The organism is Neorhizobium sp. NPDC001467, from assembly GCF_050275975.1.
Classification (GTDB): domain Bacteria; phylum Pseudomonadota; class Alphaproteobacteria; order Rhizobiales; family Rhizobiaceae; genus Neorhizobium.
Genome location: NZ_JBNNPS010000002.1, coordinates 239,803 through 255,340, shown reverse-complemented (window position 1 = coordinate 255,340; position 15,538 = coordinate 239,803). Strand labels below are relative to the sequence as shown.

11 protein-coding genes are annotated in these 15,538 nt (G+C 61.0%); 7 read left to right on the top strand and 4 right to left on the bottom strand.

Going from position 1 to position 15,538, the window contains the following annotated elements; all coding sequences use genetic code 11:
* Positions 1–10 precede the first annotated feature (10 nt).
* Positions 11–1,585, bottom strand: a complete 1,575-nt coding sequence (locus tag ACQKKX_RS06095) for a Re/Si-specific NAD(P)(+) transhydrogenase subunit alpha (protein ID WP_427569585.1) — start codon at positions 1,583–1,585, stop codon at positions 11–13.
* Positions 1,586–2,063: 478 nt separating this feature from the next.
* Between ACQKKX_RS06095 and ACQKKX_RS06090 the strand changes: the two genes are divergently transcribed.
* On the top strand, positions 2,064–3,152 hold the full coding sequence (locus ACQKKX_RS06090) for a glycosyltransferase family 4 protein (protein WP_427569584.1): 1,089 nt from the start codon (positions 2,064–2,066) through the stop codon (positions 3,150–3,152).
* A gap of 59 nt (positions 3,153–3,211) precedes the next feature.
* On the opposite strand, the gene ACQKKX_RS06085 is transcribed toward ACQKKX_RS06090, so the two are convergent.
* Positions 3,212–4,669: a lipopolysaccharide biosynthesis protein gene (locus ACQKKX_RS06085; RefSeq protein ID WP_427569582.1), complete on the bottom strand. Its 1,458-nt coding sequence runs from the start codon at positions 4,667–4,669 to the stop codon at positions 3,212–3,214.
* A gap of 94 nt (positions 4,670–4,763) precedes the next feature.
* Between ACQKKX_RS06085 and ACQKKX_RS06080 the strand changes: the two genes are divergently transcribed.
* Complete coding sequence (locus ACQKKX_RS06080; RefSeq protein ID WP_427569580.1) at positions 4,764–5,924, top strand: glycosyltransferase; 1,161 nt, start codon at positions 4,764–4,766, stop codon at positions 5,922–5,924.
* Between the two features lie 95 nt (positions 5,925–6,019).
* On the top strand, positions 6,020–6,778 hold the full coding sequence (locus ACQKKX_RS06075) for a polysaccharide deacetylase family protein (protein WP_427569578.1): 759 nt from the start codon (positions 6,020–6,022) through the stop codon (positions 6,776–6,778).
* Positions 6,779–6,781: 3 nt separating this feature from the next.
* Here ACQKKX_RS06075 and ACQKKX_RS06070 read toward each other — a convergent pair whose 3' ends face one another.
* A complete protein-coding gene (locus ACQKKX_RS06070; protein ID WP_427569576.1) occupies positions 6,782–7,855 on the bottom strand; it encodes a glycoside hydrolase family 5 protein in 1,074 nt (357 codons plus the stop codon).
* Between the two features lie 234 nt (positions 7,856–8,089).
* Here ACQKKX_RS06070 and ACQKKX_RS06065 point away from each other — a divergent pair, with 234 nt between their 5' ends.
* The 3 genes from ACQKKX_RS06065 (at position 8,090) to ACQKKX_RS06055 (ending at position 13,010) form a co-directional block, all read left to right on the top strand.
* Positions 8,090–9,442: an O-antigen ligase family protein gene (locus tag ACQKKX_RS06065; RefSeq protein ID WP_427569575.1), complete on the top strand. Its 1,353-nt coding sequence runs from the start codon at positions 8,090–8,092 to the stop codon at positions 9,440–9,442.
* Positions 9,396–10,262, top strand: coding sequence for a WecB/TagA/CpsF family glycosyltransferase (locus tag ACQKKX_RS06060; protein WP_427569574.1), 867 nt, complete (start codon positions 9,396–9,398; stop codon positions 10,260–10,262). The genes ACQKKX_RS06065 and ACQKKX_RS06060 overlap by 47 nt, the downstream gene beginning before the upstream one ends.
* A gap of 186 nt (positions 10,263–10,448) precedes the next feature.
* Positions 10,449–13,010 carry a GcvT family protein gene (locus tag ACQKKX_RS06055; protein WP_427569573.1) on the top strand — a complete coding sequence of 854 codons (2,562 nt, stop codon included), beginning with the start codon at positions 10,449–10,451 and terminating at the stop codon, positions 13,008–13,010.
* A gap of 95 nt (positions 13,011–13,105) precedes the next feature.
* Here ACQKKX_RS06055 and ACQKKX_RS06050 read toward each other — a convergent pair whose 3' ends face one another.
* The gene (locus ACQKKX_RS06050) at positions 13,106–14,434 is read right to left on the bottom strand and encodes an aminotransferase class I/II-fold pyridoxal phosphate-dependent enzyme (protein WP_427569571.1); all 1,329 of its coding nucleotides are present in this window, start codon (positions 14,432–14,434) and stop codon (positions 13,106–13,108) included.
* Positions 14,435–14,536: 102 nt separating this feature from the next.
* Between ACQKKX_RS06050 and ACQKKX_RS06045 the strand changes: the two genes are divergently transcribed.
* The gene (locus ACQKKX_RS06045) at positions 14,537–15,505 is read left to right on the top strand and encodes a nitrate ABC transporter substrate-binding protein (protein WP_427569570.1); all 969 of its coding nucleotides are present in this window, start codon (positions 14,537–14,539) and stop codon (positions 15,503–15,505) included.
* Positions 15,506–15,538: the final 33 nt, after the last annotated feature.

Sequence of the window (15,538 nt, the reverse complement as noted above, 5' to 3'; positions counted from 1 at the left end):
CCCTACCCGATCACGACTTCTGGAACATGGCGAGCATGCGCCGTGTGACGAGGAACCCGCCGACGATGTTGATGGTGGCGACCAGAACCGACAGGGCGCCAAGAACGACGACCAGCCAGTTGCCGGAGCCGATCTGCAACAGGGCGCCGAGGATGACGATGCCGGAAATGGCGTTGGTAACGGCCATCAGCGGCGTGTGCAGCGAATGCGACACGTTCCAGATGACCTGGGAACCGATAAAGCAGGCAAGCACAAACACCACAAAATGGCTCATGAAACTGGCCGGCGCATAGGCACCAACGATCAGCAGAAGCACCGTCGCGACAGCCAGCAGGATGGCCTGGTTCCTGGTCTGCGCCTTGAAGGCGGCCACTTCCTTGGCGCGCTTTTCCCCGGCGGTCAGTTCCTTGACCTTGTCCTTCGGCTTCTGGGCAGCAATTGCCTGAACCTTCGGCGGCGGCGGGGGATAAGTGATCTCGCCTTCCTTGGTGACGGTCGCGCCACGGATGACGTCGTCTTCCATGTTGTGAACGATCACACCGTCCTTGGCCGGCGTCAGATCCGTCATCATGTGGCGGATATTGGTCGAATAGAGCGTCGACGACTGGGCGGCCATGCGGCTCGGGAAATCGGTGTAACCGATGACGATGACGCCGTTTTCCGACACGACCTTCTGGTCGGCGACGGTCAGATCGCAGTTGCCGCCACGCTCGGCGGCCAAGTCAACGATAACCGAGCCCGGCTTCATGGCGGCGACCATATCGGCCAGCCACAGTTTAGGCGCATCACGGCCCGGAATCAGCGCCGTGGTGATGACGATATCGATTTCAGGCGCCAGTTCGCAAAATTTTTCCAGCTGCTTCTCACGGAATTCCGGTGAGGAGGGGGCGGCATAACCACCGGTGGCAGCGCCATCCTGGCTGTCGCCCTTGAAATCGAGGAAGACGAATTCGGCACCCATGGATTCGATCTGTTCGGCCACTTCCGGGCGAACGTCGAAGGCATAGGTGATGGCACCAAGCGAGGTTGCCGTGCCGATGGCGGCAAGACCGGCGACACCCGCGCCGATGACCAGAACCTTGGCTGGTGGCACCTTGCCGGCGGCGGTGACCTGACCGGTGAAGAAGCGGCCGAAATTGTTGCCGGCCTCGATGACGGCGCGGTAACCGGCAATGTTGGCCATCGACGACAAGGCGTCCATCTTCTGCGCGCGCGAGATGCGCGGCACCATGTCCATGGCGATGACGTTGACGCCGCGGGTTCTGGCCTCTTCGAGAAGCGCCGAATTCTGTGCCGGGTAGAAGAACGAGATCAGCGTCTTGCCCGGACCGAGATCGGCAAGTTCCGCACTTTCCGGTGGACGAACCTTTGCGATCACATCGGCCTGTGACGACAGTGCTCCAGCACTGTCTGCAACCGTCACACCGGCGGCGCGATAGGCATCGTCCGAAAAGCCCGCAGCTTTACCAGCGCCGGTTTCGATCAAACATTCATAACCAAGCTTCTGCAATGCCAGCGCAGAGTCAGGCGTCATGGCGACGCGCGCCTCGTTCTGACCGCGTTCCTTCAACGCCCCAATCTTCATCGTCCCCTTACCTTCCCTTTGCCAGATGGCCACTATCGTATCGCGCCCGGCGGCAGCCTGTCCTGTTCTTCTCTTCGACCATCATGAACGGAAAACCGTTGCCCGGGATGATTGTCAGAATCCGTCAACCACGGATCATGCCCTCTACCCACTCAAGGGAGCAAGCCGCACTCACAGCGTTCAGGCAGGCCCTTATGCGGCGTATTGCCGCGAGAGGCGGGATTTCCACAGCCAACCCTGCCGCGATACGAGGTCGGGCGCCGGCGAGGCGGAGACCCTGCCGTCATGCGGGCAGCTCCTTCGGAGCAGTTCCCCACCGAGCGCGGGCAAATGGTGGGCTCTGCGAATTGTGATCGAAAAGCCGCACCCTGCTCATGTCCGCCCGTCGAGAACCGATATCCCGACGCCCCGCGTTGTCGCATCAGCGCAAAAATGCTCTTCATGATAAGACAATGGAAATATGCCAGGCTTGAAGTAGATGACCAACGCTCAGAACGACCAGCCCCGCGTGCTGCAACTTGTGACCCACGACAAGATGGGGGGCGTGCGCACGCTTGTGGACATGGTGACGGCAGGCCTGGAAGAACGCGGCTTCGTCGTCGAGAGCCGTTCCCTCAGGCAGGGCGGGGGCGCCGAAACCGTGAGGAACATGCTGGCGCTGGCGCGCGACATCCTGAAGGGTCGCTACCGCGCCATCCTTACCTACCAGATCGCTGCTTCGATCTACGGTCAGTTCTTCGCCTGGCTGGCGCGCGTCCCGATGCGGATATCGCATCACACGGCATCGCCGGAAGGGTTGCGGCCACACTGGCGCCTGATCGACAAGGCGTTCGGCACGATCGGCATCTATAGCCATATGGTGATGAATTCCCGCGCCACCCGCGACGCCTTCGGTGACTGGCCGCAGGCCTACCGGAAGCATTTTATCGACATCATCCACGGCGTCGATCCTGTGCCTGAAGCAACCGGGCGGATCGATTGGCGGCAAAAGCGCGGGATACCGCCGACGGCAACTGTGCTGGTCGCGACAGGCCGGCTGGTGGCACAGAAGGACCATGGCACAGCCATCGGGGCGCTTGCTCTTCTGCCAGGTGTGCATCTGATCATTGCCGGCGACGGCCCCGATGAGGCGACGCTCCAGACCCGGGCGCAGCGTCTCGGCGTGTTCGACCGGCTGCATCTGATCGGTCCCGTCGAGCGCTCGGAACTGGGCGACGTGCTGGCGGCCGGTAACCTCTACGTATTTCCCTCGATCTGGGAGACATTCGGCCTGGCCGGCGTCGAGGCAACGATGGCCGGCCTGCCGGTCGTGGCGAGCGACCTGCCCGTGCTGCGCGAGGTGCTTTCGACAGGCGAGCCGGCGGATGTGCAGGCCATGACGCGTTTTCACGAATTGCGCAATGCCGACGAACTGGCACTGGCCGTGCAGGATCTCGTTGGCCGATACCCCTCGCCCGAGCTCCGCGCCCGCTACGCAAAGGCGCAGGTCGCCCGGCATGGGCGGGCGCAGATGCTGGCGCTTTACGGCGAGCTGCTTGCGCCGCTGCGAACCTCCGACCCGCGCTGAAAGGATCGTCTGCTTGCGAGCGAGCAGACGTTATCGCCAGTGCGGCTGGCCTATGGTTCTCAGGCGCGCGCCAACCGGTTCATGAGCTTGCCCGCCACCTCGCCAATATTGAAAATATTCCAGCGAACCGCGAAGAAGGCACTGACGGCGCCGATCAGTACGATATTGACGATATCGCCCAAAATGCGGCCCAGCAGGACCTGCAATGCCATCCCGATGACCACGAGGCTGAACCCGGTGGCGACCAGCAGACCGGCGCTGACCCAGTCGATCGGCATGCGCGCTGATGCCGGAGCTCCGATGACCAGGATGACGAGCGCCACGACCTGACCAATGGCGAAGGCGAAGGCAGCACCCGGCGGCCCCATGCCCGGGACCAGCGCGAAGGCTGCGGCGACCGCCGCTGCCACCATTGCGACCGAGGCGACCAGTTCGAGCAGCGATGAAGCGCCGAGATAGATGATCTGGCCGAAATAATGAGCGCGCATGATGAGGATGGCGTTGCCTATCAACAGGTAAGGCATGACCTCGAGCGCCAGATCGACATAGCTCGGCGCAAGGATAATGCCGAAAACGAGCCGTCCGAGCACGAGAAAGGCGACGCTCCCGAACACGACGATGAACACCTGCGATACGAAACTGCGGCGCAGGACCTGACCGACTTCGTGGCCGTCGGCGTTGAGCATATGCTTTCTGGCATGCGCGATATAGCCGGCGCTGATCGCTTCCGCCAGAACCAGAAAGGTCTGCTTCATCAGGTCCATCACCGCACCATAGGGCGCAACGGCGGCGGCATTGGTGTAGTGTTCGAGGACGATACGGTCGATGTTGAGCGCGCCGGCCGATGCGCCGAAGGCGAAGATCAGCGGCCAGCCATAACGCAGCATGCCAAGAACGTCGCGGCGTTGGGGCCAGACGAACCCCTTTGCCCAGCTGGTGCGCGACAGGAAGACGAAGATCGGAACAGCGCCCAGCGCGTAAGCGATGCCGATCGCCATCAGGAGCGCGGTCGGACTGTCGAACATCACGAGCGCGATACAGCCGAGCATCATGGAGAGCGCGCTGCGCAGGATGGTAGCAATGGCAACGAGGCCCGGCCGCAGACGCGCGCGGGCAATTTCCGTCGAAGCGAAATAGGCGGTGAAGCAGACGGCGAGAAAGGCTGATCCCCAGGCAATGTGGATTTCCAGGGTGCCGAGTGCGGCCAGAAGCGCGATGACCCCAAGGGCCGGCACGGCCATGACCGCGGACACGACGAGGAGCGAACCGGCGAAGCGATCGGCGGCCGCCTGGGTATAGGTGCCGAAATGCGCAAACACCGCCCATTGAACCGTGAGACTGTATACGATGAAGCAGATCGAGAAACCGATCAGATATTCGCCGTAGAGATGCGCGTCCGACAGACGCGTGAACAGCGCAACAGCCACGATGTTGAAGACCGCGGCGGCCACCCGGCAAAGCAGGTAGATGAGAACATCGCTCTCGCCCGATTGTGCTTTTTCCGCGGTGTCGGCCATTCGCCTCGCATTAATGATTGCCGCCTAGACTGTGCGGGCTCTGGTTCGGACGTCGCTCTAGCCGGCAGCGTTCAAGGGACATTATGGCGGATCAATGGTTACCAAACTTCCCCCCGACGCCGGTAACGCAGAAGGCCGCCTGTGTTTTCTCGTCCGCGGCCTTGATGGCGGTGGCGCGCAACGCGATGCGATCCTTCTTGCCAATGAACTGCAGGCATCCGGCGTCGAGACCGCCATCGTCACGCTGCAGGCTTCCGGTCCGCTCAGAACGCTCATCCGCAAGGACGTGCCAATCTTAGACCTGGGCAATGGCGCCAAGAAACGGCTGGCAGCAGCCGGCCCGTCCCTGCGTCGCCTGCTTATCGATTGCGCGCCCCAAGGTATCGTCTCCGCCGAAGCGGCTGCGAACGTGCTGCTGGCGCTTACCTCTCGCCTCGTGCCGGTCGCGACGCGCCCCTGGATCATTCTACGCGAGGCGGCAAGCCCGGTTCAGGCACGCTCGAACGACCCCTATTGGCAGAACCGGCTGGCATACCGGCTGGCGCCCAAACTCTATCCCATGGCGGATCTGGTGATGACGCTGACCGATGGCGCGCGCACCGACCTCATCGAACGATTTGCCGTGCCGGCGCATAAGATCGTCAATCTCGGCACCAATGCGGTCATCACGGCGGACATCCGCGCGCAAATCGGTGGCGCCTTGCGCGATCCCGAACCGAACCACATCTTTTCCGTCGGCCGGCTTTCCCCGGAAAAGGACTTTGCCACGCTGATCGACGCCTTCGCGCTTCTGCGCCGGCACAGACCAGCGCGGCTGACGATCATCGGCGAAGGCACCGAACGAGCGCGTCTGCAGGCAAGTATCGCGGAACTGGGCATGGCCGGGGATATCAGCCTGCCCGGCCATCATCCCCATCCGATCGAGGCCCTGTCGAAGGCGGCACTGTTCGTTTCCGCCTCCAGCCATGAGGGGCTCGGCAATGCGATCATCGAGGCAATGGCCTGCGGCATCCCGGTCGTTTGTACCGATGCGCCACATGGGCCGCGCGAAATTCTCCAGGGAGGCAGGCTTGGACCGCTGGTGCCGGTCGGCGATGCGAACGCCCTTTCACGCGCCATGGCCGACAGCCTCGATCGGCCGGCGGATATGCCGGCGCTGAAGAACAGAGCGATGGAGTTTTCAGTCGAGCGGGCAGCACAAGCATTCGAAAAGGTGCTCCTGGACAAGGGCATGCGGATCCGAAGTAACCATTAAAGTAATGGATGCTTATCCAGGATTGCGATCTGGACTATAGCTGAGGCTCAACGTCGCTGGGGGCAGGTATGACGGATAATGGGGCGGGCCGCGGCATGCGGTCCAAATCACCGCAGGAAATTCTCTACGGATTCTCCCGCAAGATCGGCCGGCATGTTCATTTCAAGCCGTATCGGCTGAAACTGGATGAGGCCGTCGTCGCATTTACTTTCGATGATTTCCCGGTTTCCTGCTACGAGAACGCGGCTCCCGTGCTGGAGGATGCCGGAATGCGCGGCACGTTCTATCTGGCGAGCGGGCTGATGGGCCGATACGAAAACGGCCAGTTGATTGTCGATGAAGGCATGGTGCGCGATCTTGCCGATCGGGGTCATGAAATTGGCGGCCATACGCATGACCATGTCAATGTGCAGCGCACGCCCCTTCTCGATCTGAAGGAAGACGTTCGCCGCAACGATCGCATCATTTCCGAAATCGTCGGCCATGGCGGACCGGTCTCCTTCGCCTACCCGTTCGGAATGATCTCGCTGATGTCGAAGCTCACGCTGATGCGGCAGTATCCGGTGCTGCGCGGCATCAAGATCGGCACCAATCACGGCATTATCGACCTCGCGCACCTGAAAGCGCAGGAGCTGTACGACTGCTCCAACGATTCCGGTTCGATCGACGCCATGCTCGACGACGCGCAGCGCCGCAAGGGCTGGCTGATCTTTTATACCCATGACGTGCGCAGAGACCCGACGAATATCGGCTGCACGCCGGGCTTTTTCGCCGAGGTGGTGGAGAAGGTGAGAACGCGGGGCATGAAAGTTGAAACCGTGATCGACACGGCAAAACGGCTGGGGATCGCCTGAGGGCTATTTCCCCGTCAGCGCGTCGCGCAGTTCGACGCGCCATGTTCGAGCCAGATAATCCCAGGGGCCGAATTCGTCCGAGGAGAAATCCCACCAGGCCCAGCTGAAGCCTCGCCTTTCCGCCGCATCGCGCAGGATGCGGGCATAACGCACGCGGTCAGCGTAACCGCCGGTGGAATTGGCCCCGAATTCTCCCATGAAGAGCGGGCGGTCGTGCTTGCGCGCCCATTCGTGCGCGATGGCCATCGGCTCCTCGATCTTGGCGACCTGCGCCTTCGAGCAACAGGGCGTACCGACCCAACCAGCAGAATTTTCGATCCAGCTGGCGCCCTGCATGGTGAAATCGAACGGCGCGTAATTGTGGATGGAGACGATCAGACGACGATCCTCCTGCGGCAATTCCAAACCTTCGAGCCCCCATGCCGTCGCCCAATTGCCCGCATCCACGATGACGAACCGATCCGGGTTGCTTTGACGGATGACGGCCAGCGTTTCCGCCACCAGTTTGTTCCAGACCGCGCCATCGGTCCTGCCATGCGGTTCGTTATAGATTTCGAACAGGACCTTGTCGTTCGGCTGCGCGCGATAGCGTTCGGCAATCTGTTGCCAGATCAGCCGGAAACGTTCCCGCAGGCCCTCTTCCGAGAGGTCAGCCCGACCTTCGCCTTCATCGAGCGGATCGCCATCCATCTGCCGGTAGTGGTGAAAATCGATGATGATGGCAAGATCCTGCGCCAGCGCCCACCCTATTGCCGCATCAACATGCCGCATGAAATCCTCGTCCAGCGCATAGGGCGGCTTGAGGCTTGCAAGGTTGCTGAAGCGGACGGGCAGGCGGACCGTGGCGAAGCCGCCGGCCTTGACCGCTTTGAAGAGATCCTGGTCGAGATATCTGGCACGTTCGGCTGCATCCGGCGCTTCAAGAATGCCGCCAAGGTTGACACCCCGACCAAGCGCCGCATTTTGCTCATGCGCAGTGACGGTCGACTGGGCAGCCGTCGGGGCCGACATGCCGAGGCTCAGGAGAAGGCCGAGCAGCATCCACATGGTGGCAAAGGGAATGAAGGGGAGTTGCAAGGCGGCTTGACCTTCAGAGTGTTCGAGCTGGGCCATCATACAGCAAGACCGGACCAGTGACGGCTCCATCGGTCTTCGTGGTTAAGGCTCCGGCAAACCCGGCAGATAGATGCTTTGGGAAATCTTAATGCGCCGGCGCTAATCTTTGCGCGCGAGGGAAGTACCGGCGCGATATCGCCGCCCGCTTTTTGAACCGTGCCGGAACCCGGCACGGACGATACGGAGCCGGACCGCGTGCCGACAGAGATCGAAACCACCACCGGGCACACCGCCGTACCGAGATCTCCGCTCGTCGCGCGCTTTCTGTTCGTTGGCGTGTTCCTGCTCTACTGGATCACGCTGACGCCTTTTACCGACCTCAGCGTCGATCCTTCCACCGCCAAGCCCCCGGGCTGGACGCAGGGCATCATGGTGCTGCTGACGCTGATGCTGATGGCCTATGCGGCGGTCAGCGAACACGCACGAAAGCTCGTGCTGCGGCCAAGGCTCGTTTTTCTGACGCTGTTTTTCTGGCTGTTGCTGACATCGATACTCTCGGTCGATCCCGCCGGTGCGCTGAAACGCTCGATCATTGCCATCATGGTGACGCTGAGCGCAGGCATTCTGCTTCTGCTGCCGGCAAGCGAAGAAGAATTCGCGCGTCTTCTGGGCAAGTGCGTCCTGATCGTGCTCGGACTTTGCTATTTCGGCGTGACCTTCATGCCCTATCTGTCGGTGCATCAGCTCAACGACTTTCTCGAACCCGAACATGCCGGCCTGTGGCGTGGGCTTTACGTCCAGAAGAACGAAGCCGGCGGCGTGATGGCGATGTTCTGCTTCATGGGCCTTTACCTGGCACGGGCGTGGTCGCGCGTAATCGGGCTTGCCATCTTTGCCGGTGCAGCTTTTTTCCTGCTCAAGACCGGTGCCAAGACATCGACCGCGCTGATGCCTGTCATTCTCGTCATCGCTTTCCTGTTCGAACGGTTTCGCTGGACCCGGGTCCCGATCGTCTTCGGCGGCGTCGGCCTCATCAATTTCTCGACCGTCGGTGTGACCGCCCTGCCTTCCGTGCGCGACTTCGTGACGTCGCTCGGCATCGACGCCACGTTCACGGCACGCGCGGATATCTGGAACCTGGCGCTTGCGGCGATCGGCGACAATCCTGTCTTCGGCTTCGGGTTCGACAGTTTCTGGGGAACGAAAACGCTGGTCAACAGCGATCTGGGCGCCTTCACATGGGCGGTTCGCGCAGTTGATGCCCATAATGCCTATGTCGATGCCATGGTTAACATGGGGTTGCCTGGTTTATTTATTCTGATAGTTGCTATACTTTACGTTCCATTGCGAAGCTACAATATTCGAAGCAATCGAAACAATTCTAACAATATTTCTCGTCTGTTCTTAAGAGTTTGGCTCTACGGTGTGTTCCTGGCCTGTTTGGAGAGTGTCTTTCTGGCGCGATCCGGCCCATTTTGGTTCACGTTGTCGGCAGCAATGTTCGGTCTGGCTTACCAGGCCCGCTGCAGCATCGTCAGAGTTAGGGAGTCCGGGACGGTTCATGATGGAGCTTTCTCCCCGAAAGGTCCCGTCGCAATGGGACGGTGACGACAAGCGCGGCCATGCCGTCCACGACCTGTTCGGTTTCCCCTTCACCACTTGGGATAAAGAGGTGATGCTGGCAGCGCTCACGGCCCCGGCTCCGCGTGGCGAAGGCCTGCAACTGCTTGTCACCGCCAATGTCGACCATGTCGTCAGGCTGACCCAGGACGCCGAGTTTCGCGCGGCCTACCGAGCGGCCTGGAAGGCGACGGTCGATGGGATGCCGGTGCTTTTCTACGCGCGCCTGCGCGGCGCCCCGATCCCTGGCCGCCTGTCCGGCTCCGACCTGTTTCCCCAAATCCTGCGCAGGCTCAACCCCGGCCAGCATCGCCTGCTGTTCGTCTGCTCGGACGAGCCGACCGCAAACCGCCTGAACGAGCGCGTCCGACAGCTCGGCTTCACCGATCACCTGTCGATCACCGCGCCGATGGATTTCGAAGGCAACGAGGCCTTTGGCACCTGGCTCACTTCGCTTGCCCGCAAACAGCAGACGACCCATCTCTTTCTCGGCCTCGGTGCACCGAAATCGGAAAAATGGATGGCAAGGCATCGCCACGAGCTGCCGGACTGCTATGGCATGGCATTCGGCGCGGCGCTGCAATTTTACGCCGGCACGAAACGACGCGCGCCCTGGATCGTCTCCAAGGTCGGCCTCGAATTTCTGTGGCGCGCCGCAAGCGAGCCGAGGCGGCTTGCCAAGCGCTATTTCATCTCCTCCTGGCCGTTCCTGATTGCACTCGCGCGCGACCTTTCCGGAAAGCCGATCGCCGGGATCGAGGATCCGGCTCCTCCGATGCAGGATGTGGAGAAGAAGCGGGCTTCGTGAAGACTTTCCATGATCGCGCACATACCGATGCCACGCCTTTGCCCGGTCACCTTCATCGCCGCAGGCTGCACCTTCCTGCAGGTGCGCGGTGATGGCGCAGCGATGTTGCTGCGTGTCGTATTTTGAAGAGGTTGCGCACTCTGCTGCCCATAAGATCGCCCGGAATTTCACATCACGAGGCAGGCAATGGCAGAATTTCCGGGCAAGGCTAAGGTCGTCATCATCGGGCTCGGCGGTATCGTCGGCGCCTCGGTTGCCCATCACCTGATCGAGCGCGGCTGGGACGACATCGTCGGCATCGACAAATCCGGCATCCCGACCGATATCGGCTCCACCGCCCATGCCTCGGACTTCTGCTACACGACCAGCCACGATTACCTGTCGGTCTGGACGACGCAATATTCCATCGATTTCTACGAGAGAATGGGCCATTACGCCCGCATCGGCGGCCTGGAAGTGGCGCGCACCGGCGACGACAGCTGGATGGAGGAAATCAAGCGCAAGGCTACCTCCGCCAGAGCATTCGGCACCAATGCCCGTCTCGTCACCCCCGCCGAAATCAAGGCGATGTTTCCGCTGATCGAGGAAGATCAGGTTCAGGGCGGCCTGTTCGATCCGGATGCCGGTCTCGTCATTCCGCGCAGTCAAACGGTTGCGGGCAAACTGGTGGATGCTGGGGAGAAAGCCGGTAAGCTGAAAGTGTTCGGCAATACGCCGGCGACATCGCTCGTTGTCGAGGGCGGTCGCATCAAGGGTGTCGTCACCCATCGCGGCACGATCATGGCGGATCACGTCATCGTCTGTGCCGGTATCTGGGGCCGGCTGATCGCCGAGATGGTCGGAGAGGACCTGCCCGTCATGCCGGTCGATCATCCGCTGACCTTCTTCGGCCCCTATAACGAATTTGAAGGCACTGGCAAGGAGATCGGCTTTCCGCTGCTGCGCGACCAGGGCAATTCCGCCTATATGCGCGACACAGGCGACCCGAAGACTACCGAGGGCGGGCAGATCGAATGGGGCTATTACGAGACTACCAATCCGCGCCTCTGCCACCCGCGCGACATTCTGGAAAAACATCAGGCACGTCTTTCTCCGTCGCAGCGCGACCTCGACATGGAGCAGATTCTTGAGCCGCTCGAAAAAGCGATCGAGCTGACACCTATTCTCGGCGAACTCGGCTATAATGAAGGCCATTCCTTCAACGGCTTGCTTCAGGTCTCGGCTGCAGGCGGTCCGTCCTGCGGCGAGAGCCAGAAGGTGCGCGGGCTGTGGTACTGTGTGGCGATCTGGGTCAAGGACGGTCCGGCCTATGGCAAGCTTATCGCCGACTGGATGACCGACGGCCGTACCGAAATCGATCACAACGGCATCGATTATGCCCGCTTCTACCCACACCAGCTGGAAGAAGACTTCATCGAGGGCCGCACCTACGAGGCCGCGCAAAAGATCTATTTCCCCGCCGTACATCCACGCGAACCCTATGCGACCGGTCGGGGAGCGAAGAAGTCACCGTTTTACGAGCGGGAGCAGGCGCTCGGCGGCTATTTTATGGAGCTCGGTGGCTGGGAGCGCGCCCATGGTTATGCGGCGAACGAACACCTGCTTGAAAGATACGGCGATCAGGTGCCGCAACGCGAGAATGAGTGGGACAGCCGCCATTTCTGGCGCGTCTCCAATGCCGAGCATCTGGCCATGAGCGAGGATTGCGGCATCGTCAACCTTTCGCATTTCCACATGGTCGATATTGAAGGACCGGATCATGTCGAGCTGCTGGAATGGCTGTGCGCGGCAAAAATCGGCGGCGACGGCAATATCGGAAAGGGCATCTACACCCACTTCCTAGACGACGAAGGCATGGTTCGCGCCGATTTTACCGTGTTCCGGATGGCTGATCGCTGCCGACTGGTGAACGGCGCCGATGCCGGGCCGCGCGACTATCACTACATGAAGCGGGTCGCTGAGGATCGCGGGTTCGACGTTACCATAACCGACGTTTCGGAACGATTCGTGACGATCGGCATCTGGGGACCGAACGCACGCGAAACGTTGAAAAAGGCGGTGGCCGACCCGGCCGGTCTCGATATCGAGAATTTCCCATTCACGGCGATCAAGCCGATCGACATCGCCGGCAGGACTGTCACGGCCTTCCGGATCTCCTATGTTGGCGAACAGGGGTGGGAACTGCACATGGCATACGAGGATGGGCTTGCCGTCTGGGATGCCCTGCGCGCGACGGGGGTGATGGCCTTCGGCGTCGAGACCTATGCCAATTCACGCCGGATGGAGAAGTCTTTGCGGCTGCAGAACGGCGATCTTCTGACCCAGTACAATCTGATCGAAGCCGATCTGGCGCGTCCCAAGGTGAAGGACGCCGATTTCCGCGGCAAGGCAAAACATCTGGAATACAAGGCACGCGATCATCAGCCGGCCATGCTTTGCACCCTGGTGATGACCGACAATATCGATAGGTCCGGTGTCGCGCGTTACCCGGTCGGCAACCTGCCGGTCATCGAGCCGGAAACGGGCGCGGTTCTGGTGGATGAAGTCGGACGCCGCTCCTATACGACTTCGATCGCCTATGGCCCCACGCTCCGAAAGAATATCGCGCTTGCCTACCTGCCTTGGTCGCATGCCCAGGTCGGGCGGAAGCTTAATATCGAATATTTTGCCGAGACCTATCCGGTTGAGGTGGCCTCCGTCGGATACAAGCCACTCTACGACCCGGAGAATTTGAAGCCTCGCAGCTGACGGATCGACGTGACGGGCTTGCGGACTAACGGGGCAGCGTGCCGATCCTGCTGCCGATCATCAGGCAGGGTCGCACCCTGCCTGAACGTTTTCGTTTATGCGCCTCGTGCGGCAAGGGCGACCGCGTCCGCCACTTCGTCGGCTCGACCCTCCAGTGTGCTGGTCGCGATCCGCAAGTGATGGCTTTGCAGAAAGGAAAACTTGTTGCCCGGCTGCACGGCTATGCCGCGCGCCGCCAGGGTGACCATGGCGAAAGGCTCGCTTTCCACCCGGACCCAGGCACACAGGCCGCTGCCGACCGTCGCCTCGACACCGCGCGCCGCAAGCCGGGTCGTCAGGCCATCGCGGCGCGCCTTATAGATGGCGCGCGCCGACGTGATGCTTTCTGCCGTTGCCGGATCCCGCAGCAACCAGGCACCTGCCGCCTGCAGGATGCGGCTCGTCCAGGCGGCGCTGAAACTGCGATAGGATTGGATCTGCTCGACAATCGCTTTCGTGCTCGACATGACCGCCAGGCGGAGATCCGGTCCATGGGTTTTCGAAAAGGACAGGATATGGATGACCCGATCGGGAAACTCGCCGCCGAGCGAATGGCGTGGGCTTTCGGCGATATCGGCAATGCCGTCATCTTCGATGATCAGCGTGTCGGTGCCGCGCAAGACGTCCGCCAGTTCCCACATCCGCCCGGACGTCACCGTGCGGCCCGTCACCGAATGCAGCCGCGGCTGAAACAGGAAGACCACCGGTTTGTAGCGCATCGCGTCCCGCAGCGATGACGGCAACGGTCCGTCCTGGTCGCATTTGACCGGTATGATATGCGCGCCCAGATGTTCGAGGATATCGAGCAGGCGCATTGCTGTCGGCTCCTCGATGGCAACCGGCGCCCCGGTCGTGACCAGCGCATGGATCGCGGTGTAGACGGCGTTATAGCCGCCGTTCATGGTCAGAAAGGCCTCCGCCTCATAGGGCCAGGTCTTACGGACCTCCGCTTCCAGTTCCGGAAGGATACGACTGCGTTCATAGCTGTTGAGGTCCTGCGCGGACGCGCCGTAGGCCATCGCCTCTATCAATGGCGGCAACAGCAACGGATCCGGCACGGCCATTGTCAGGTCCAGCGCGTCGGCCCCATAATGGCCCGTACTGGCCAGACGTTCGGGCTTGGCGATAAAGCGATCACCGCTGACCCAGGTGCCATTGCGGCCCCGACCGGTAATGATTTTCTGCTTTCGAAGTTCGCTCCAGGCTTCCGAAATGGTGGCGGGGCTGACTCCCAGCGAAAAAGCCAGGTCTCGGATCGGAGGTAGTTTGGCACCGACCGGCAGGGCCCCGGCTCTTATCAAGGCGCTGGTTTCCAACGCAATTCCGCGAATTGTTCGGTCGCCTAGTTTTTGTGCAAACCAGTTCGAATCGTAGTCAGCGCTCATTCTCTCACCAAATTAAATGTTCAATAACGTAATAACATTTGATCATTTCAAAATGAACATTTTAATCTCTCTACATCAGCATTTTCTGAATGAGTAGCTCTAATGACACTGCGCCTTCGAATTGCACTGCGTGACTGGGATTACATGACGCCGCTGGTCCTTGGTGACGTCACCTCCGACAAGCTCGATCTTCAAGTCGATCGCATCGGCACCCTGGTCTCCCATATCGGCAAGGACCCCGAGCACGAGGCCGCCGAGATCTCCTTCAGCCGCTATACCCAGTTGCGTTACGATGGCGATGACACGGTCGTCGGCATACCCAATTTTATCATGCGCGGCTTCCGTCACCGCTGCATCATGACCATGGCCGACAGCGATATCACCACGCTTGCCCAGCTCAAGGGCAAGCGCATCGGCGTGACTGGCTGGCGCGACTCGGGCAACACCTGGACGCGCGCCGCCATTCGCCGCGAGGGTGTCGATGTCGCAGATGCCATGTGGTATGCTGGCCGCCTGACCGAAGCCCACCCGATTACCGATCGACTGGATGGTTTTGGCCAGCCCGGGCTTATCGAAGCCTGCCCTGGTGAGCGGCCGATGGTGGATCTACTGCGCGAGGGCGCGCTCGATGCCATCTTCACGCCTTTCATGCCGAATGGCTATTTCGAACCAGGATCGCCCTTCCGTCAGGTCCTTCCGGATTTTCGCGCCGCGGAACAGCAGTATTTCGCGGAAGTCGGTTATGTTCCTGGCATGCATCTGATCGGCATCAAGGCCGCGATCGTTGCCGAGAACCCATGGGTGATCGCCGAAATCAGCCGCCTGATCGACGAGTCGCAGGCCATGTGGACAGAGAAGCGCCGCAAATATGCCGAAACGACGCCTTGGATGTTCGACGAGGTCCTGAAGACCTCGCGTGAACTGCCCAAGGGCTGGGATGCCAGCGGCTTTTCCGTCAATCGGCAGATGATCGACGACTTCGCCGGGGAGCTGCATGCGCAGGGCATCATGAAGCGCCACATGGCGCCGGAAGAACTGTTTTCCTACGATACCGACGCAAGCCGGATCTGAAACTTTCGCTGTTCAAGAAACGTAGCTTTGTAA

Coding starts and splice junctions, on each gene's coding strand:
- ACQKKX_RS06095 (WP_427569585.1), bottom strand. CDS start 1,585: ATGAAGATTGGGGCGTTGAAGGAACGCGGTCAGAACGAGGCGCGCGTC.
- ACQKKX_RS06090 (WP_427569584.1), top strand. CDS start 2,064: ATGACCAACGCTCAGAACGACCAGCCCCGCGTGCTGCAACTTGTGACC.
- ACQKKX_RS06085 (WP_427569582.1), bottom strand. CDS start 4,669: ATGGCCGACACCGCGGAAAAAGCACAATCGGGCGAGAGCGATGTTCTC.
- ACQKKX_RS06080 (WP_427569580.1), top strand. CDS start 4,764: ATGGTTACCAAACTTCCCCCCGACGCCGGTAACGCAGAAGGCCGCCTG.
- ACQKKX_RS06075 (WP_427569578.1), top strand. CDS start 6,020: ATGCGGTCCAAATCACCGCAGGAAATTCTCTACGGATTCTCCCGCAAG.
- ACQKKX_RS06060 (WP_427569574.1), top strand. CDS start 9,396: ATGATGGAGCTTTCTCCCCGAAAGGTCCCGTCGCAATGGGACGGTGAC.
- ACQKKX_RS06055 (WP_427569573.1), top strand. CDS start 10,449: ATGGCAGAATTTCCGGGCAAGGCTAAGGTCGTCATCATCGGGCTCGGC.
- ACQKKX_RS06050 (WP_427569571.1), bottom strand. CDS start 14,434: ATGAGCGCTGACTACGATTCGAACTGGTTTGCACAAAAACTAGGCGAC.
- ACQKKX_RS06045 (WP_427569570.1), top strand. CDS start 14,537: ATGACACTGCGCCTTCGAATTGCACTGCGTGACTGGGATTACATGACG.